This is a genomic window from Kocuria salsicia, from assembly GCF_007681555.1.
Classification (GTDB): Bacteria; Actinomycetota; Actinomycetes; order Actinomycetales; family Micrococcaceae; genus Kocuria; species Kocuria salsicia.
This window is the reverse complement of sequence record NZ_VELE01000009.1, coordinates 77,653-95,986: the sequence shown is the minus strand read 5'-3', so window position 1 is coordinate 95,986 and position 18,334 is coordinate 77,653. Positions and strand designations below refer to the sequence as shown.

Sequence of the window (18,334 nt, the reverse complement as noted above, 5' to 3'; positions counted from 1 at the left end):
GGCTGTCCTCTCAGCCCAGCCTGCCGCCGGATTCCCGCAGGTAGCACGCCGCGCACAGGGACTCGTAGGTGACGGCCACGCCGTCGATGGCCACCTGGTCCCCCTCGAACACGAAGTCGTCGCCCACCTTCCGCGTGTTGAACAGGGCCTTGCGTCCGCAGCGGCAGATGGTCTTGAGCTCCTCCAGGGTGTGGGCGAGCTCCATGAGCCGCTCGGAGCCGGGGAAGGAACGGGTGCGGAAGTCGGTGCGGATGCCGTAGGCCATCACGGGCACGTCCAGCAGCACGGCGATCCGTAGCAAGTCGTCCACCTGCCCGGTCTCCAGGAACTGCGCCTCGTCCACCAGCAGGCACGCCACGGGCTGGGCGTCCACGTGCTCGAGCAGGGCCTCCGGGTCATCGCCGGTGGAGTGGCGCTTGAACAGGCCCATGGCGCTCTCGCCGGGCTGGATCAGGAAGTCCACCGTGCGGGTGACACCCAGCCGGGAGAGGATCTGGTCCTCGCCCTTGGTGTCCACGTGGGGTTTGGCGAGCAGCACGCGCTGCCCGCGTTCCTCGTAGTTGTAGGCGGCCTGGAGCAGCGCCGTGGATTTCCCGGAGTTCATCGCGCCGTAGCGGAAGTAGAGCTTGGCCACGGTCGGTCAGTCTATCGCCGCCCGCAGCCACGCCTTCGACGGGCGCGGCCAGCGCTGCACGCGGCCGTCCTCGGAGGTGGCCTCGACCGCGTACTCGATCTCACCCGAGGCCGGGCCCTGCGGCAGGTGGGCCGTGTACTCGCCGTTCAGCGCGGTCTCCCGCATGGGGGTGCGGGTGGTCTCCGCACCGTCCGCCCGGCGACTCAGCAGGGTCACCGCTTTCACCCGGGTGCCGCCGCAGCCCTCCGCGCGCACGCGCACCAGGGAGGGGTTCTCGGGGCCGGGGCGTCGCACGGACACGTGCATCATCCTGGGGTCGAACACCCCGCGCACGCGGCAGTGCAGCACGTCCCCGTCCCGCCAGCCGGTGGGGCCCGTGTTGCGGGGGTTGCGCACCGCGTGGGGCTCCTTGTCGAAGGAGAACGTGTACCCGCGGACCTCGTAGCCCGGCATGGCCGCGCGCCACTGCTCCAGGGCCGTCTCGTCCTCCGGGATGCCGTAGCGCGGCACGTAGACCACCTTGTTGAGCACCACCGAGTTCACGTACGGCGCCAGCCCGCCGTGGGGGCTGATTCCGGTGTCCATGCGCAGGATCTCGAAGGGCCGCCCCCAGCGGGTGAGCAGCGGCTCCAGGTGCTCGGTCACGATCGCGTCGTAGCGTTCCCGCAGCGGGTGGTCCGCGGGCGGGCGCAGCACCAGCAGCCGCTCCTCGTCCAGGACCTTGAGCAGGCAGTCCGCGTGCTGGATGCCCCAGTTCTCGTAGTCGGGCAGCACCACGTGCTCACTCATGCCCGTGGCTGCGGAGGCGTCCTGGCGCGCCTCGTCCCACGTGGCGCCGTCGAACGCGTTCTCGGCCACGAGCACCTCGGTGCTGATGAGCAGGTCGTGGCCGTCCGAGAGCACGTTGCCCCCGGTGAAGGCGTGCGGGAGCTTCTCGAACGGCAGCCCCAGCGCCCGTGCGAGCGCGGGCTGGGCCCGCTGGTCCACGGGCTCGTACTCGAGCGCGGCGAGCGGTTCACGGTCCGCGGTCTCGAGGGGCGCGCCCGGTTCATGGGCCGTGAACGGGGTGGCGTAGACGTACCGCGGGCCCACGCACCACAGCTGACCGTGCTCGTCCATCACGGGGTGCGGGCCCCAGTCGCGCACCCACACGGCGTCGTCGCCCTGGGGCGCGCGCACGAACGTGACCCGGTCCGGGGAGACGCCCTGGGACGCGGACCACGCGGCGGCGTCGGTCTCCGAGGCGGCGTCCGTGACGAGGACCCACAGGTGCGCGTCCAGCGCGAGGTCCCGCAGCAGGGCACCCGGAAGCGCCGCGGGCCAGGTGACGAAGGCCCCGAGCGCGGGCTCCCACTCGGCGACAAGTCGTTTCTTCACGGGAGAACGCCTTTCCAAGCCGGCAGAGGTTGGGAGGTCACGGCCCCTGCCCCGGCCGTATGCTGCACACAGTTCACACTAGCCGTCGCCGGCAGGGGCGGCCTGGATGCCCCGGCGCTCCCGGGGACGCATGCGGCCGCGCGGCGCGGGCACGGCACGGCCCGGCGGGCCTCCACGCGGCCCGGGCCCTCAAACCTGACGGACCGGAACGGACCACCGTGACGCCAGGAGCGCGAGCCCCAGGGATACCACGGCCACCCCGAGCATCGTGGCCGCCCACGCCCACGGGGCGAGCGTGGCGGGAAAGGCGATCAGCGCCGTCGTCAGCGCGCCGGAGAGGAACTGGGTGGCGCCGAGCAGCGCGGAGGCCGCCCCCACGTTGCTGGTGGCCGAGGACATGCACAGGGACATGAACGCGGGCTCGCACGCGCCCAGGCCCAGCAGCCCGAAGCCCACGCTCAGGGCCAGCAGGAACAGGGATTCGGTGCACAGCGCGGTCGCGGTGGCCATGACGCCGCCCGCCACCATGATGAGCATCCCCAGCACGCCCAGCTGGCCCGTGGTCAGCCGGTGCGCCAGGCGGTGGCCGATCACCGCGCCGCCCACCGAGGCGAAGCCCGTGACCCCGAAGATCATCCCGAAGTCCGCCTGACCCACCCCGTAGTGGCCCTGGTAGACGTAGGACGCCCCGCCCAGGTAGCAGAAGAGGTACACGAACGTGCCCGCGAGCGCCCCCAGGGGCACGAGCATCCAGCGGGAGCGCTGGTGCCCGGCGTAGGCGCGCAGCACGGGCGCGAAGGCCAGCGGGACCCGCCGCTGGGCCGGCAGTGACTCGGGCAGCCACCGGAACGCGATACCGAGGGACACGGCCCCGATCAGCGCGAGCACCAGGAACACCGGGCGCCACCCGAAGAGCTCGCCCACCCAGCCGCCGACGGCCGGGGAGATCATGGGGATCACCGAGGTCACGGTGACGAGCACGGCGAAGGCGCGGGTGGCGGCGTCGCCGGAGACGCGGTCCCGCACGGCGCTGTTGATCACCACGAACGCCATGGCGGCCCCCGCGCCCTGGAGCATGCGGGCCACCACGAGCACGGCCATGGAGGGCGCCGCGGCCGCGAGCAGGCAGGCCGCGATGAAGATGCTCAGGCCCAGCAGCAGCGGGCGGCGCCGTCCGATAGCATCCGTCACGGGCCCCGCAACCAGCTGCCCCGCGCCGAGCATGATGAGGTAGCCCGTGAGGGTGAGCTGCACCGTCCAGGACGGGGCGGCGAAGTCCGCGCCGATCTCGGGCAGGGACGCGAGGTACATGTCGATCGCGAAGGGACCCACGCCCAGCACGGCGGCCAGGGAGAGCAGGAAGGAACGGGGCGGGGCCGCGGGGGCTGGAATCACCTCGGGGGTGTCAAGGGTTGCTGTCATGGCTGAGCTTGCCTTCTTGCTGTCTATGCCCGCACGGCGGGTGGCACTCGACGAGGATATAGCATAGTTGTACGCCCGTACTAGTTTTGAGGAGTGGTGGTCATCGCAGGCACACAGGCCCGCGCCGTGGAGCGCCGGGCGGACATCCTCGCCGCCGCGTGTGAGCTGCTCGCGCACGGGGGCACGGCCGCCGTGACCCACCGCCAGGTGGCCGAGAGGGCGGGGGTCCCCAACGGCTCCATCCGCTACTACTTCGCCACCCGGGACGCCCTGCTCACGGCGTGCGTGGAGGACATCGAGTCCCGCCGGGACGCCGAGGCCCGGCGGGTGCTGGCCGAGGCGGCCGCGGACGCCGCCCGCCCGGACCCGGAGGTCACCGCGCAGCGCATGCTGCGGGTCATCACCGGCCGGGGGCTGGAGGACGCGGAGCTGCGCGGCACCCTGTGCTGGCTCGTGGACACCACCCGGGAGAACGCGCAGCTGGCCACCGTGCTCGCGGAGGAGCGCGTGCGGCTCGAGGGGCAGGCGCGCGAGCTGCTGCGGGTCAGCGGGTGCACCAGCATTCCCGCGGAGCTGGTGATCTCCCTGGGGGAGGGCGTCATGTTCAAGCTGCACGTGGAGAACCGCACGGGGATCGCCCGGGAGACCGTGGCGGCCATGGCGGAGCTGCTGAAGTACCGGCGGGACTGAGCCGTCCCGGACGCCGCCCGGCGGGCGTGGCGCGGCGACAAATCCGCGCTCCGATTCGCCCGCGCGTCCCCGCGTGCGCTCCAATGGACGGTGATGTCCACTCTCAGCGTGTCCCTGATCCTCCTGGCCGCCGTGGTGCACGCGGTCTGGAACATCCTCGCCAAGGGCATCCGCGGCAACGGACCCTGTTCGTGTGGTGGTACGGGCTCGTCTCCTCGGTGGTGCTGATCCCCGTGAGCCTGCTGGAACCCGGGGCGTGGCAGTCCTGGGGGTGGCCCCTCGTGGGCGCCGCCGTGGTCTCCGGGCTGCTGCACACCGTCTACGGCACCGCCCTGCAGACCGGCTACGACCGCGCACCCCTGGGCGTGGTCTACGCGGTGGCCCGCGGCACCGGACCCATGATCACCATGATCGTGGCGGTCCTGTTCCTGGGTGAACAGCTCTCCCTCACGGCCGCCGCTGGGGCGATCGCCGTGCTCGTGGGCGTGGCCGTGGTCGCCACGTTCGGCACGCCCACTTCCACCCGGGACGACGACGCCGCCCCGCCGAGTTCGTCCGACGCGTCGGATCCCGGCGCGGTCATCGCGCGCGACGCCGCCCCGCTGGACTCCTCCGCGTCCGGAACGTCAACCCCGGAAGGGGCGGACGGGCACTCACCGGGGGGCGACTCCGCTGCCACACCCACCCGCGGGTCCGCCCTGACCGGCGTGCTGTGGGGTGCCGCGGTGGGCGCATGCATCGCCGGGTACACCCTGTGGGACGACCACTCCATGGCCACCCTGGACCTGCCGCCCGTGCTGTACTTCGCGCTGACCTCGGTGGTCCTGGTGCTCACCCTGACGCCCAAGGCGTGGCGGCAGCGCCAGGACATGGTGCGCTCGTGGGCCGTGGACCGGAACCGGATCGTCGCGGTGGGCCTGCTGTCCCCGCTCGCGTACATCCTGGTGCTCTTCGCCATGCAGTCCACCCCGGTGGCGCTCGTGGCTCCCCTGCGGGAGTCGAGCATCGTGGTGGGCTCGCTGCTCGCGTGGTGGATCTACAAGGAGAACCGCCTGGTGCCGCGGCTCATCGGCTGCACCGCCGTGCTCACGGGCATTGCGCTGATCTCCGCCTGAGGCTGCTCCCCCACTCGCCCGGGCACCCCCGGGGAGACTGGAAGACCACGGCCACCGGGCGGCGTCGTCCGGCAGCGCGCACGAGGAACTTGCCGCGGCATGGAATAAGGCGCCGCCCGGGGCCGTTGAAACAGACATGACCACAATGAAGGCGCAGACATATCAGCAGTACGGTGACACCTCCGTGCTGGAGCTCACCGACCAGCCCATGCCCAAGGTGGGCCCCGGCGAGGTCCTGGTGAAGGTGAAGGCCGCGGGCATCAACCCGGTGGACTGGAAGGTCATGTCCGGCGGGCTGGATCCCATGATGACCGTCCAGTTCCCGGCGGCCCCCGGCTGGGACGTCGCGGGCGTCGTCGTGGGCAAGGGCTTCGACACCCCCAGCGTCTCCGAGGGCGATGAGGTGATCGCCTACGCCCGCAAGGACTGGATCCACGGCGGTACGTTTGCCCAGTACGTCTCGGTCCCGGTGCGCGCACTTGCCCCCAAACCGAAGAGTCTTTCCTGGGAACAGGCCGGAGGGCTGCCGCTCGCCGGACTCACCGCGTACCAGGTGCTCACCCGACTTGGTGTCGCGGAGGGCAAGACCGTGCTGATCCATGCGGCCTCCGGTGGTGTGGGGAGCATGGGCGTGCAGATCGCCAAGGCGTTCGGCGCGCGGGTGATCGGCACCGCATCGACCAAGAACCACGACTACGTGCGTGAGCTCGGCGCGGAGCCCGTGGAGTACGGGGACGGCCTCGTGGAGCGCGTCAAGGAGCTCGCCCCGAACGGGGTGGACATCGTCGTGGACTTCGTGGGCGGCGTGGTGGAGGACTCCGTCGCCGTGCTCGCGGACGGCGGCCAGCACGCCTCCATCGCGGACCCCGAGGTGGAGGAGCACGGCGGCAGCTACATGTGGGTCTCTCCGGACGCAGAGCAGCTCACCGAGCTTGCTCGCCTGGCCGACGACGGCAAGCTCACCGTCCGCGTGGACCGCACCTTCCCGCTCGCGCAGCTGCCGGACGCATTCACCGCGAGCCAGGAGGGCCACACCGTGGGCAAGGTCGTGCTCACGGTCGACTGATCCGCGGAACGCCCCGGGGGACGTCTCGACCTCAGCGAGGCGATTCCCGGGGGCCTTTCGCGCAGGCCGGAGCCATGGAGCTCTGACCACATCACGACGATGCCTCGTCACGGGTGGACCGTGACGAGGCATCGTCATGTGCGGGGGCCGTGCGGTGTCGTCGCCCGTGGCTGCCTGCCCTGGGCGGGACAGGCGCGCGGCAGCGAGGATCAACGCGGCGCCATGCGCAGGGCGCCGTCCATGCGGATGGTCTCCCCGTTGAGGTAGTCGTGCTCCACGATCATCCCCGCGAGCTGGGCGTACTCGTCCGGGCGGGCCAGGCGGTGCGGGAAGGGGACGGACTCCGCCAGGGCGCTGCGGAAATCCTCGCTCACCCGACCGAGCATGGGGGTGTCCACGATCCCGGGGGCGATCGTCATCACGCGCACCCCGCGGGAGGAGAGGTCACGCGCCGCGGCGATCGTCATCGAATGCACACCACCCTTGGACGCGGCGTACGCGGCCTGGCCGATCTGTCCCTCGAAGGCAGCCACGGAGGCGGTGTTGATGATGACGCCGCGTTGACCGGCCTCATCCACGGGCTCCTGCGCGGTCATGACCTCCGCGGCGAGCGCGAGGACCGTGAACGTGCCCACCAGGTTGATCCGCACCACGCGCTCGAACAACGCGAGGTCGTGTACGCCGTTCTTGCCCACCACGCGCGCGGAGGTCCCGATGCCCGCGCAGTTGACCACGGTGCGCAGCGGCGCCACGTCCGCGGCGGTGGCCACGGCGGCCCGCACCTGCTCCTCGTCGGTGACGTCCGCGGACACGTACTGCACGCCATCGACCGGCGCGGCGGCGTGCACGACCTGCGGCAGATCCAGGCCGATCACGCGCGCCCCACGCGCCACGAGTTCCGCGGCCGTGGCCGCCCCCAGCCCGGAGGCCGCACCCGTGACGACCGCCGTCGAGTCCCTGATGTCCATGTCCGCTCCGTTCCCCGCCTCGTGGGCGGTCCAGCACGCTGTTGATGACGCCGTTCGTCGCTTTCTCCGCCCGATCGTACGGCTCCGGTGCGCGCAGGTCGACGGGCCCCATGAGCCGGCAAGCCCCGGTCAGCGCGCGACCAGCGACGACGCCCCGGTGCGGTGCAGTAAATTTGAGGAACCAGCCACCCCCGGTTCGAGGCGCGAGCACCACAGGCGCGCCGGGCCGCCCTCCCGTGGACGGGCCGGGGATCCGCACACGTCGCAGCGAGGATCCCATGAGCGAGACCACCGCCTCAGAACACTCCGTCACGCAGCGGTTCCGTGCCGCACGGGACCAGCTGCTGCGCCTACGCACCGACCTGGACGCCGCACACCGCGAGTTCGAGTGGCCCCGGTTCGAGTATTTCAACTTCGCCCTGGACTGGTTCGACGTCCTGGGCAACGGCGAGGAAGCGGACCGCGAGGCCCTCGTGATCGTGGAGGAGGACGGCACCGAGACCCGCCGCACGTACGCGCAGCTGTCCCGGCGCTCGTCGCAGCTGGCCACGTGGTTGCGCTCGCGGGGCGTGCGCCGCGGTGACCGGGTCATCCTCATGCTCGGCAACCAGGTGGAGTTGTGGGAAACCATGCTTGCGTGCACCAAACTGGGCGCACCCATGATCCCCACGACCGTGATGCTCGGGCCCGCCGATCTGCAGGACCGCGTGGAGCGCGGCCGGGCGGCCTGGGTGGTCACGTCCCACACGAACGCCCTGAAGTTCGAGGACGTCCCCGGGGACTTCACGATCATCGAGGTTCCCGATCAGCCCGATCACCGTCCCCGTTCCGCACCGTCGGTCTTCGCGTCCTCCGCTGGGCACGACGACGCCGCGTCGTCGCCCGCTGCTGCCGACGACGACGCTGCGGGAGCGCCGGAAGCCGGGACTGCGGCGTCGTCGGGCGAGGGTGAAGAACCGAGCCCGCGGAAGATCGGGGAGCACCCCGTGATCGACTACCGGGACTCCTCCGCGGGTCCCGAGGAGTTCGAGGTGGCCGAGCCCTCGCCCGCGGATGACCCGCTGCTGTTGTACTTCACCTCCGGGACCACGTCCCTGCCGAAACTCGTGGAGCACACCAACGTCACGTACCCCGTGGGGCATTTGTCCACGATGTACTGGATCGGGCTGGAACCCGGGGACGTGCACCTGAACGTGGCGTCGCCGGGGTGGGGCAAGCACGCGTGGTCCAACTTCTACGCACCGTTCATCGCGGGTGCCACCGTGTTCCTCTACAACTACTCGCGCTTCGACGCCGTGGCACTCATGGACCAGATGGACCGCGAGGGCGTGACGTCCTTCTGCGCACCGCCCACCGTGTGGCGCATGCTCATCCAGTCGGACCTGACCCATCTGAAGAACCCGCCGCGCAAGACGGTGTCCGCGGGTGAACCACTGAATCCGGAGATCATCGCGCGGGTCAAGGCCGCGTGGGGCACCGAGATCCGTGACGGGTACGGTCAGACCGAGTCCTCACTGCAGATCGCCAACACCCCCGGGATCCCCGTGAAGCCCGGGGCCATGGGCCGTGCGCTACCTGGGTACGAGACCGTGCTGATCGACACCACGACCGGTGAGGTGAGCGAGACCGAGGGCGAACTGTGCTTGCGTCTGGACCCGCGTCCCGTGAGCCTGACACCCGGCTACCACGGGGACGCCGCGAAGACCGATGAGGCGTTCCGGGACGGCGTCTACCACACCGGGGACGTGGTCTCGCGGGACGAGAACGGGGTCTTCACCTACGTGGGCCGCGCGGACGACGTCTTCAAAGCCTCCGACTACCGGCTCTCTCCCTTCGAGCTGGAATCCGTGGTGATCGAACACCCCGCGGTCGTGGAGGTGGCAGTGGTGCCTTCGCCGGATCCCATCCGCCTGGCCGTTCCCAAGGCGTACGTGGTGCTCGCCGCGGGTCACGAGCCCACCGCCGAGACCGCGGAGAGCATCCTGCATCACTGCCGCGTGAACCTCGCGCCGTACAAGCGAATCCGGCGCCTCGAGTTCATCGACCTGCCCAAGACCATCTCCGGCAAGATCCGCCGGGTGGAGCTGCGCCGCCGGGAGGCGTTGCTGCACCCGGACACGCTGGGGGACGCCGGTGCGGCGTCGGGTGGAGCGGACGAGTCGTCAGGCGGGGCCGGTTCCGGCGACTCCGTGGAGTATGCGGACACGGACTTCCCGTCGCTGCGGGGTGAGTGAGCCTGGTGGCTGACATCAGCTCGGTGTGGCACCGGGAGCTGACAACCGAGCAGACCGACCAGCTGGGGCAGCTCTTCGATGCGGAGTACGGAACCGACGAGGGGCCGTGGAACCCTGACGCACCCTACGGCTACGCCCCCGCCGAGCTGCACGTCATGGAAGTGGAGGGCGGGAGGGTCGTGGGTCACGTGGGCACCCAGCGGCGGATGATTTTCGTGGGTGACCGCGAAGTGCTGGTTGCGGGAACAGGCGGAGTGCTGGTCTCCCCCTCGCATCGGGGCCAAGGCTGTGGTGCGCGGCTGCTCGCTGCCGCGCAGCACACCGCCCGATCCATTGCACCAGCCGATTACGGATACCTCGGTTGTCGAGAAGAGGTAGTCCCGTTCTACGAGTCGTGCGGGTACAAGCGCATTGAGGTCACCGAGCGATTCCGTTCCCGCAACGGTTCCAGCCAAACGGTCGAAGAAACAGGCGCCCCGGTGATGGTGTGCACTGGAACGCGCGATGTGGACACCTGGCCCCCGGGCAGTGTCGACCTTCGAGGTCGCTGCTGGTGACTTCCTGCAGTGCTCCTGCGGAGCGACCGGTCCGTATCACCCCGCCTTCCACACCATGACCCCGTCATGCTCTCGTTCGGGGACCGCTGAGAACCCTTCGGACTCATAGAGGTCTCTCGCGCGGTTGCCGTCCTCCACGGAGAGGCTGACGCGGTCGTGCCCGCGCGCGGCGCTCTCCACGAGAAGCATTCGAAGCAGACAACGCCCCTGCCCGGCACCCCGGCATTCGGGAGCCACCCACAGACTGGCTTCCGGAACGTCAGCGGCAACGAACCCGTACCCGGGGTTGTCCACGCCCAGGAACTGCGCCCAGGCCACGCCGACGACGCCCGAAGGGTCCACCATGATGAAGCCGAAGTCTCCGCGCTCAGGTTCGAACACCGTGTAGTGGGCGACTGCGGGATCGGCAAGAACCTCCTCGCGCGAGAAGCGTTCTCCGCGCCAGTTCACGTTGCCCAGGGTGGCCGCACGGAGAGCCTCGACGTCCCGACTCGACAGAGGTCGGACCGACGAGAGGTATTGATGGTTCATGGGACACTCCTTCAGGGATCGTGAGGCCCCATCGGTGAGGCACTTCTCAACGAGCCCAAGACTCGACCGTTCCGCCCCGCCCCCCCACTCGTAGTACGGAGAATCATCCATGGGAAAGACCCACAACTTCTACCACCGGGCGTGCGATGTCGCCGCCGGGGAGAACATCGTGGGGATCACCGTGGCGGAGGACGGACGGGTGGCACTGGAGTACGGCGAGTTCCCGGAGAACCTGCGGTGCAACTGGGCGGGGTTCCTCTACGACCTGTCGCTGACTCCTGCAGTGCTCGACGACCTGCACCCGGGCCTCCGGGTCGTCTCGGCGCACCTGCAGGAGGGGTACGGGCACGTCGTGGTCTCGGACGGCACCGCGCGGCGTGAGTACCGCTGCGAGATCGTGGCCGTGGACCGCGGGCCCGTGTCGCTCGAGATCCTCCCCTTCGATCCGGCCGTCGAACCGCAACGTGGCAGCGCCTACTGGGACGGTCTGACCCCCACGGGCTTCATGGAGGAGCTGCGAGGAATTTTCCCCGACGATGAGCCAGACGGTGGCCTTCTCAGTTCCGTGTAGATCGCTCCCCGCTTGACCCTCACGCGACGTGAGGAAGAACAGTCTCCGTTATGAGCACTCCCTTCGACGCATTCGACCTCAGCCCCGTTCCCACGCCCGCCTGGGACGCCACCCCTCCCGAGGACTACCACGGCATCTACGGCATGCCGGCGTTCACCACCGTTTGCACCGCTGATCTGCCCGCCTCCGTGAGATTCTGGACCAACGCGCTGGGCTTCTTCACGCTTTTCGAGATCCCCGGACAACTGGTTCATCTGCGGAGGTGGGCGTTCCAGGACGTGCTCCTGGTTCCCGGCGCCCGTGCGGGCGAAGCCGCCTCTCCCGCCGTCGTGAATTTCTCGTGCGTGTTGCACCAGATCGAGCCGCTCGTAACGGCATGCAGACGGTTCGATGACGTCGCCGTGACCGGTCCGCGGGACACGCCCTGGAACAGTCGCGAGGTGGAGGTCGTGACCCCCGAACGGGTTCGGGTGGTCTTCACTGCGGCGAAGCCATATGACCCCACAACCCAGGAAGCGGCGAACCTCCGGGCCGTGGGAATCACCGCCCCGGGCTCCGAGGCAGACCACAATGAGCCGCATGACGGATGACCAGCTGACAGTGGGCCAGGCTGCGCAGCGCCTCGGCGTGACCGTCCGGACGCTGCACCACTGGGACGCGGAGGGTCTTGCCCAGCCCTCCGCGCGGTCCGCCGCAGGGTACCGGCTCTACACGCAGGCGGACCTCGACAGGTTGGAGCGGGTGGTGCTCTACCGCGAGCTCGGCCTGGGGCTCAACGCCATATGCGGCCTGCTCGACGATCCCGACATGGACGCCGTGGCCACCCTGCACGAGCAGAGCGCCCAGACAGAGGAACATATCCACCGGTTGCAGCAGCTGCAGGGCAGCCTGCGGAACATGATCGAGGCGCACGAACGCGGGCCGCTCGTGGGCCCTGAGCGTCAGGAAGAGGTGCTGGGCGAGGGGTGGAACCCCGACTGGCCCGCACAGGCCAGGGCTCGCTGGGGCCACACGGCGCAGTGGCGGCAGTACGCCGAACGGGCGGCCGTACGGGCGCCGGAGGGGTGGTCGGAACTCACCCGAGAAACGGAGGAGCTCGACGGCGACCTCGTTCGGGCCGTAGATGACGGCGCAGTCCCTGGAGACGCCCGGGCAAACGACCTCGTGGAACGGCACCGCAAGCTGTTCAGCCGGTACTTTCCCCTCACACGACAGATGCAGGTCTGCTTGGGGCGGGTATACGAGTCAGACCCGGCGTTCGCTGCCCACTACGATGCGCTGCACCCCGGCCTCGCGATGTGGCTTCGAGAGGCCATCGACGAGAGCGCACGGCTCCACGGAGTTGACCCCGACACTGCCAGCTGGGAGTGAGCCCGCCCGCACCCTTGTAGGAGGCCGCCCGCGCGGAAGCGAGCCTCGGGCGTAGGCTGAGCCGGCGGCGTCGCCTCCGGTGACGACATCGCGCCCAGTCCCCGCCCCGAAAGGCTCCCCGGTGAGCACCACCATCACGCCCCTCGATCCCCCCGAGGCCGCCACCCCCGCCCGTGCGAAACGCATGGGCTGGGCAGGACTCGCCCTCACTCTGGTGATCCTGGTGGCCGGGCTGCTGTGGGCCAAGTGGCTCCCGTACGACCTCAAGGGCCACAAGCTGGCCGAGACCGGCGTGTGGGGCGGCGAGGCGATCTTCGGCGCGGCCGGTTCCACTCTGTCCTTGCAGGGCGCGTTCGACTTCACGGTGGTCTACCTCAAGGCCGTGTGGAAGGCCGCGCTCGTCGCCCTTCTGGTGGCCGCCGCACTGGAGTCCCTGGTGCCGCGCCGCTGGCTGCTGCGGGCGCTGAGCCGCAGAACGTCCTGGGGACAGGGCATCTCGGGAGCGCTGCTCGCTCTGCCCAGCATGATGTGCACGTGCTGCACCGCCCCCGTGGCCATCGGCCTGCGGCGTTCCGGGGCGCCGGCGGGGGCCACCGTGGCGTACTGGCTGGCCAATCCGCTGCTCAATCCTGCAGTGCTGGTATTTCTGGGACTCACCATGTCCTGGCCGTTCGTAACCACGCGCGTGGTCGTGGGCATCGTGGTGGTCCTGATTGCGGCCGTGCTCGTGAGCCGACGCTTCTCCACCGTGCAGGTCGAGACCCCCGAGACCCTGCCCTCCGACCCGCGGACGTGGGGCGAGATGCTCTCCCGCTTCGGCAGGGCACTTGGCCTCTACCTGATGGTCCTGGTCCCGGAGTACGTGCTCCTGGTGGTGCTCGTCGGGTTCTTCTCCGGATGGCTCTCGGACTTCGCGGCCCTGAGCCAGCACGCCGGGCCGCTCGCACTGCTCCTGGTGGGCGTGATCGGTGCGGCACTGGTGATCCCCACGGGCGGCGAGATCCCCGTGGTCGTGGGTCTCACCGCCGCAGGCGCCGGCTACGGCGTGGCCGGGGTCCTGCTCATCACGCTGCCCGGGCTGAGCATTCCGTCCATCGTGATGGTCGCCCGCCACTTCGGGATCCGCACCACCCTGCTCGTCACCGGGTGGGTTGTGGTGGGCGGCCTCATCGCGGCCGGGCTCCTGGTGGCACTGGGCTGACGACGCCGCTCGCTCCGGCTACCTCGGCAGTGGCCCCCACCCACCTGACCTCGCCCTCCACCGCAAGACCAGTGGGCGCCATTCCCAGACCACGCGCCACCCGTTGAGAGGCCGCATGGTCCGGGTGGATGTGCGCCACGATCCCCTCGACGCCGTGATCGCGCAGCTCCCCCACCAGGAGTGCCGCCGCTCGGCGCGCGTATCCGCGCCCCTGCCACGGGACCCCGATGACCCAGGCGATCTCCGCAGGTGAGCCGTCCAGCGGAACGGTGGCCTGCACGTAGCCCACCGCCTGTTCCCCCGGTCCCACCACCACGATGCGGTTGAGCCACAGCTCGGTCCCGTCTGAAGATCGGCCACGGGTCTGCACCGCGTACTGCCCCTCCAGGCCCTCAACGCTCGGAGGTTCGCCGCCCGTGTACCGGTACAGCGCGGGATCGGCCAGGACCAACGCCATCTCAGGGGCATCGGTCGCGCTCAGAGGCCGGAGGGCAAGTGAGGTCGTCATGGGTCGAATTTATCGCCCCGGCAATCTCCAGGTGGCCCCTGGAGGGTTTACATCACCGGCATCCCCAGTCGTGGGTGACCGCCACGAGTTCGCTGGGATATCCTCCCTCCCATGGACGAGTCCAGCGGGGGAGCCCTCATTGGCATCGTCATGTCCGTGGTGGTGTTCGGGATCCTCTTCATGGTCACCCGCATGGGAGCCAGCGGGGAGATGGGGCGCAACGGCGCCGTGGGCATCCGCACCAGGGCCACGAAGCGCAGTGACGCCGCATGGCGCGCCGGTCATACCGCAGCCCTCCCCGTGGTCAGAAGCGCGTGCCTTGTGATCCTGGTTCTCGACCTGGTGTGTCTGGCCTTGATCTTCCTGGGCCCCGCGAGTCTGGTTCCGTGGCTCGGGGTCATACCGTCGGTAGCAATTCTGGCCGCGGCTGTTACCCCTGTTCTCGCGGCCAAGAAGGGTGCCGACGGCGCCGCCTGAGTTCCAGCGTTGAGCTCCTCGCGCGAGCACGGCAGAGCCGTGATCTGGGGCGGTCCGTCCAGGTGGGGTGCGGCGGCGTCGTACTCCGGAACGGCGCCGTAGGATCACCCCGCGACGAGCGCGTAGATCCCGCCCAGGAACACCACCCCGTAGGCGGAACCCGCCACCAGCTGCGGCCACGTGTGCGCGCCCAGGATGCGGCGGCTCACGCAGACGGCCACCGCCACGGGGATGAAGAGCAGGCCCCACGGCCCCCACGCGACGGGCAGGATCACCGCGGTGCCGCCCATCATCATGCCGTGCACCGAGATCTTCCACCACGGGCTCACCAGGGCTACCACCGCGCTCGCGGCGAGCGTGGCGGTGAGCAGGCCCGTGATCTCCACGGGCCCGTGGAACGCGAGAGTCACGGCGAGGAACGCCGCCACCAGCAGGAACGTTCCGACCATCACTGGGCGGCGGTGCTCCTTGACGCTCACGTGGTGGTCGGTGAGCACACCCCGGCGCGCCAGCACAGTGACCGTGGCGAGTGAGACCCCGCAGACCGCCAGCGCCGCCATCACGCCCCACAGCAGTGCCCCGAGGCTCCTGTGCACGGTCCACGGCAGGACCACCAGCAGCGCGGCCAGCACGAGCGGCGCCTGGAAGACCTCGCTGAGGACAAGGGCCCACGCGGGCCCTCGTTCAGCCGGGGCAGGATCCGGGCGCGGCGGCATTGTCTCCTCGTGGTTGGTCACGTGTGGCGGTCAGAAGTCGAGCGTCTCGTAGGTCTTGTGCGCACGCTCCGCCAGGGCGGGGATCGCCTGGCTTGTTCCCCACTGGTCGAAGTGCTCGGAGCTCACATGGGCCGTGAACGCATCCTTGTCCGTGTACACCTCGAAGATGCGGAACACGGCAGGCTCCTCCGGGCTCTGGTACGCCTGGTAGTAGAGGTTCCCGGGCTCCTGGCGAGCGGCCGGGGAGAGGTGGGAGAGCGCGTCACGCACGGTGTCCTCCTCTCCGGGCTTCGCAGTCCAGGTGGCGCTGCAGACGAAGGCCATGGGTTGTCCTCTCTCGATGTTGACGCCGGACGGTCACCGGCCCGACTCATGCTACCGACCCGGAGGCGGGCGCCGGACGGCGGGGGCTCGTTCTGCAATCACGCCGCCGACCGGCGCAGTCTCCACCCCTTGTCGAACACCTCGAGGCGGGCGAAGATCGTGGGACCAGCCGTCCCCCCAAGAGGAACGACCCCGTGTCCACGCCGACGACCGTTCGCATGTTCAACGAATACGGCTGCAGCTGGCCGTTCTGGGGAGAGGAAGGTCTCCTGGACCAGGAGAACTTCCCCCTCCCGCCGGAACTGACCCGAGACGTCCTGGCGTGGACCCGGAACTTCAAGCAGCACTTCGACCACGAGAGGGGCTGGCCCACGCCGGAGCAGCGGGAGGCCAGCCGCTGCGAGGGCGAACGACTCGCGGAGAGGGTGCAAGACGCGGTGGGCCCAGAGGTCACCATCGACCTGCACCTGTGGGAGGTGCATGTCGACGAACCACGTCTGCCTCGGTGAAGGCGGGTCGTCCGCTCACCCTCCGAGCGTGCCTGAGAACCCTGTCTGCGTGAATTCGTCGACACTCCTCTCCTGACGCACCGTTCTACGAGACTCGCCCGCATCCCCCACCTCCGCCGTCCCACCCCGTTCGGCCGTCAGGATGGAGAGCATGATTCGCATCGAGCACCTCACCAAGCGCTACGGCGGATTCACCGCGGTGCACGACATCTCGTTCGTGGCACAGCCCGGCCGGGTCACCGGTTTCCTTGGGCCCAACGGCGCCGGGAAGTCCACGGCACTGCGGATGCTCACCGGTCTCACGCCGGCCAGCTCGGGCGAGGCGCTCGTGCTCGGCCGCCGCTACGCCGAGCTGCCCAACCCCAGCCGGCACGTGGGCGTGATGCTCGACGCCGCCGCGCAGCACCCCGGGCGCACCGGCCGCGAGGTGCTGCAGCTCGCCGCCACCATCACGGGTGCGGGTAAGGCACGGGTGGACGAGATGCTGGACCTCGTGGGGCTGGAGCCCTCCGAGGCACGCCGCCGCGTGAAGAACTACTCCCTGGGCATGCGCCAGCGCCTCGGGCTCGCGGGCGCACTGATGGGGAAACCCCAGGTGCTCGTGCTCGACGAACCCGCCAACGGCCTGGACCCCGCCGGCATCCGCTGGATGCGTGGCCTGCTCCGGGACTTCGCGGACCAGGGCGGCACCGTGCTGCTGAGTTCGCACCTGCTGCACGAGGTGGAGCAGGTCACGGACGACCTCGTGATGATCGGCCACGGCCGGATCGTCGCCCAGGGCAGCATGGCGGACCTGCTCACCACGCGCCCCGGCTGCGTGGCCGACGCCGAGGACCGCCCGGCCTTCGCCACCGCGCTCAGCGCCGCGGGCATCGCCTTCTCGGGACGCGCGGACGGTGCCGCCGAGATCGAGGCCGACGCCGCCCGCGTGGGTCACGTGGCGCTCGACGCCGGTGTGCCCCTCACCCTGCTGCGCCCCGCGGACGGCACCCGGCTGGAGGACATGTTCCTGCAGCTCACCGCGGACACCGCCCGCGACGAGCAGGGGCGCGGAACGCCCGCACCCGGCGCGGCGGCGTCGTCCGCCACCACACCGCCCGCGCAGCCGTCACCCGCCCAGGGATTGCCCGCCCGAGAGGAGCCCACCGCATGAGCACCGCAACCACCACCACGGCCCCGTGGGGCCACGCCGAACCAACGGGCCGCGGGCTCTCGTTCCTCACCCTGCTGCGCGTCGAGCTGCGCAAACAGGTGGACACGCGCGCCGGGCGCGGTCTGCTGATCGCCATGGGCGTGCTCACCGCCCTCGCGCTGGGGCTCGCCACCTGGCTGACCCGCGAGCAGGGGGCCGACCTCCCCGGGCTGTTCGTCGTGACGTTGACGCCGCAGGGGCTGCTGCTGCCCGTGCTGGGGATCATCACGGCGTGCAACGAGTGGAGTCAGCGCACCGCCCTGATCACATTCACGCAGGAACCCCGCAGGATCCGGGTGGTGCTCGCCAAGCTGCTCGCAGCACTCGTCCTGGGGACGATTGCCCTCGCGGCCGCGTGGGTCCTGGCACTGATCGCACACCTGATCTCCGCCGGTCTCTCCGGCAGTCCCGTGAGCATCGACCTCGATCCCGGTCAGCTGGCGGGCCAGTGGCTCAGCCAGATGCTCGCCCTCCTGCAGGGTGTGGCGTTCGGGCTGGCGCTGTTGTCCGTGCCCCTGGCGATCGTCGCGTACTTCGTCCTGCCCATCCTGCACTCGGCAGCTGCCCTGATGGTGCCCGCGCTGCATGATCTCGGCGCGTGGGTGAGCATCACCGCGGCCTCCGCCCCGCTCATGGAGGGAGTGGACCTCACCGCCACGGAGTGGGGTCAGCTGGGAACGTCCTCGCTGCTGTGGATCGGGGTGCCGCTGCTGATCGGCATCTGGCGGGTGCTCACCCGCGAAGTGAAGTAGGGGCCCCGGCACCCCCGCGGGTGATCGCAAGGGGAGATCAGCCCTCGCAGGGCTGACGGCCAGGGCTTGTCCGGCACAGCGGACATCGATGTCCTCCGTACGTACGAGGACCGGCCCTG

The 18,334-nt window shown here is 70.2% G+C and carries 21 protein-coding genes; 13 read left to right on the top strand and 8 right to left on the bottom strand.

The annotated features are described in order from the left end of the window. Positions 1–10: 10 nt before the first annotated feature. From FS770_RS11430 to FS770_RS11420, 3 genes are all read right to left on the bottom strand, one after another. Complete coding sequence (locus tag FS770_RS11430; protein WP_035960877.1) at positions 11–634, bottom strand: thymidine kinase; 624 nt, start codon at positions 632–634, stop codon at positions 11–13. A 6-nt stretch (positions 635–640) separates the two neighbouring features. After that, positions 641–2,011: an agmatine deiminase family protein gene (locus FS770_RS11425; RefSeq protein WP_145011919.1), complete on the bottom strand. Its 1,371-nt coding sequence runs from the start codon at positions 2,009–2,011 to the stop codon at positions 641–643. A 189-nt stretch (positions 2,012–2,200) separates the two neighbouring features. After that, entirely contained in the window at positions 2,201–3,433 is a 1,233-nt protein-coding gene (locus FS770_RS11420) for a multidrug effflux MFS transporter (RefSeq protein ID WP_145011916.1), read from the bottom strand. A gap of 96 nt (positions 3,434–3,529) precedes the next feature. Here FS770_RS11420 and FS770_RS11415 point away from each other — a divergent pair, with 96 nt between their 5' ends. From FS770_RS11415 to FS770_RS11405, 3 genes are all read left to right on the top strand, one after another. Further along, the gene (locus tag FS770_RS11415) at positions 3,530–4,123 is read left to right on the top strand and encodes a TetR/AcrR family transcriptional regulator (RefSeq protein ID WP_145011913.1); all 594 of its coding nucleotides are present in this window, start codon (positions 3,530–3,532) and stop codon (positions 4,121–4,123) included. A gap of 191 nt (positions 4,124–4,314) precedes the next feature. Then, positions 4,315–5,238, top strand: coding sequence for a DMT family transporter (locus FS770_RS11410; protein WP_244944900.1), 924 nt, complete (start codon positions 4,315–4,317; stop codon positions 5,236–5,238). A 145-nt stretch (positions 5,239–5,383) separates the two neighbouring features. Then, the gene (locus FS770_RS11405) at positions 5,384–6,304 is read left to right on the top strand and encodes an NADP-dependent oxidoreductase (protein WP_186366774.1); all 921 of its coding nucleotides are present in this window, start codon (positions 5,384–5,386) and stop codon (positions 6,302–6,304) included. Between the two features lie 209 nt (positions 6,305–6,513). Here the strand turns inward: FS770_RS11405 and FS770_RS11400 are convergent, their stop codons facing one another. Beyond that, on the bottom strand, positions 6,514–7,272 hold the full coding sequence (locus FS770_RS11400) for an SDR family NAD(P)-dependent oxidoreductase (protein ID WP_064846471.1): 759 nt from the start codon (positions 7,270–7,272) through the stop codon (positions 6,514–6,516). A gap of 278 nt (positions 7,273–7,550) precedes the next feature. Here FS770_RS11400 and FS770_RS11395 point away from each other — a divergent pair, with 278 nt between their 5' ends. Together FS770_RS11395 and FS770_RS11390 are read left to right on the top strand one after the other, a co-directional pair. Next, positions 7,551–9,506: an AMP-binding protein gene (locus tag FS770_RS11395; RefSeq protein WP_145011907.1), complete on the top strand. Its 1,956-nt coding sequence runs from the start codon at positions 7,551–7,553 to the stop codon at positions 9,504–9,506. Between the two features lie 5 nt (positions 9,507–9,511). Beyond that, on the top strand, positions 9,512–10,063 hold the full coding sequence (locus tag FS770_RS11390) for a GNAT family N-acetyltransferase (protein ID WP_244944899.1): 552 nt from the start codon (positions 9,512–9,514) through the stop codon (positions 10,061–10,063). Between the two features lie 36 nt (positions 10,064–10,099). Here FS770_RS11390 and FS770_RS11385 read toward each other — a convergent pair whose 3' ends face one another. Further along, entirely contained in the window at positions 10,100–10,594 is a 495-nt protein-coding gene (locus FS770_RS11385; RefSeq protein WP_145011904.1) for a GNAT family N-acetyltransferase, read from the bottom strand. A 109-nt stretch (positions 10,595–10,703) separates the two neighbouring features. Between FS770_RS11385 and FS770_RS11380 the strand changes: the two genes are divergently transcribed. From FS770_RS11380 to FS770_RS11365, 4 genes are all read left to right on the top strand, one after another. After that, a complete protein-coding gene (locus FS770_RS11380) occupies positions 10,704–11,165 on the top strand; it encodes a hypothetical protein (RefSeq protein ID WP_144941290.1) in 462 nt (153 codons plus the stop codon). A gap of 50 nt (positions 11,166–11,215) precedes the next feature. After that, positions 11,216–11,755, top strand: coding sequence for a VOC family protein (locus tag FS770_RS11375; protein ID WP_144941292.1), 540 nt, complete (start codon positions 11,216–11,218; stop codon positions 11,753–11,755). Further along, a complete protein-coding gene (locus tag FS770_RS11370) occupies positions 11,745–12,536 on the top strand; it encodes a MerR family transcriptional regulator (RefSeq protein WP_222126512.1) in 792 nt (263 codons plus the stop codon). Before FS770_RS11375 ends, FS770_RS11370 begins: the two co-directional genes overlap by 11 nt. Before the next feature lie 121 nt (positions 12,537–12,657). Then, a complete protein-coding gene (locus FS770_RS11365) occupies positions 12,658–13,737 on the top strand; it encodes a permease (RefSeq protein ID WP_244944898.1) in 1,080 nt (359 codons plus the stop codon). Here FS770_RS11365 and FS770_RS11360 read toward each other — a convergent pair. Further along, positions 13,703–14,245, bottom strand: coding sequence for a GNAT family N-acetyltransferase (locus FS770_RS11360; RefSeq protein WP_145011898.1), 543 nt, complete (start codon positions 14,243–14,245; stop codon positions 13,703–13,705). The two genes, FS770_RS11365 and FS770_RS11360, sit on opposite strands and share 35 nt — an antisense overlap. Before the next feature lie 111 nt (positions 14,246–14,356). On the opposite strand from FS770_RS11360, the gene FS770_RS11355 reads away from it, so the two are divergent. After that, complete coding sequence (locus FS770_RS11355) at positions 14,357–14,722, top strand: SdpI family protein (RefSeq protein WP_145011895.1); 366 nt, start codon at positions 14,357–14,359, stop codon at positions 14,720–14,722. 104 nt (positions 14,723–14,826) lie between these two features. Here the strand turns inward: FS770_RS11355 and FS770_RS11350 are convergent, their stop codons facing one another. After that, complete coding sequence (locus tag FS770_RS11350) at positions 14,827–15,438, bottom strand: hypothetical protein (RefSeq protein ID WP_244944897.1); 612 nt, start codon at positions 15,436–15,438, stop codon at positions 14,827–14,829. 30 nt (positions 15,439–15,468) lie between these two features. Continuing rightward, complete coding sequence (locus FS770_RS11345; protein WP_144941302.1) at positions 15,469–15,762, bottom strand: putative quinol monooxygenase; 294 nt, start codon at positions 15,760–15,762, stop codon at positions 15,469–15,471. A gap of 194 nt (positions 15,763–15,956) precedes the next feature. On the opposite strand from FS770_RS11345, the gene FS770_RS11340 reads away from it, so the two are divergent. From FS770_RS11340 to FS770_RS11330, 3 genes are all read left to right on the top strand, one after another. Continuing rightward, positions 15,957–16,271 (top strand): hypothetical protein, encoded by a 315-nt coding sequence (locus tag FS770_RS11340; protein ID WP_244944896.1) that lies wholly within the window; start codon positions 15,957–15,959, stop codon positions 16,269–16,271. Between the two features lie 151 nt (positions 16,272–16,422). Further along, the gene (locus FS770_RS11335; RefSeq protein ID WP_145011892.1) at positions 16,423–17,424 is read left to right on the top strand and encodes an ABC transporter ATP-binding protein; all 1,002 of its coding nucleotides are present in this window, start codon (positions 16,423–16,425) and stop codon (positions 17,422–17,424) included. Continuing rightward, positions 17,421–18,215 (top strand): hypothetical protein, encoded by a 795-nt coding sequence (locus FS770_RS11330; protein WP_145011889.1) that lies wholly within the window; start codon positions 17,421–17,423, stop codon positions 18,213–18,215. The genes FS770_RS11335 and FS770_RS11330 overlap by 4 nt, the downstream gene beginning before the upstream one ends. Positions 18,216–18,334: the final 119 nt, after the last annotated feature.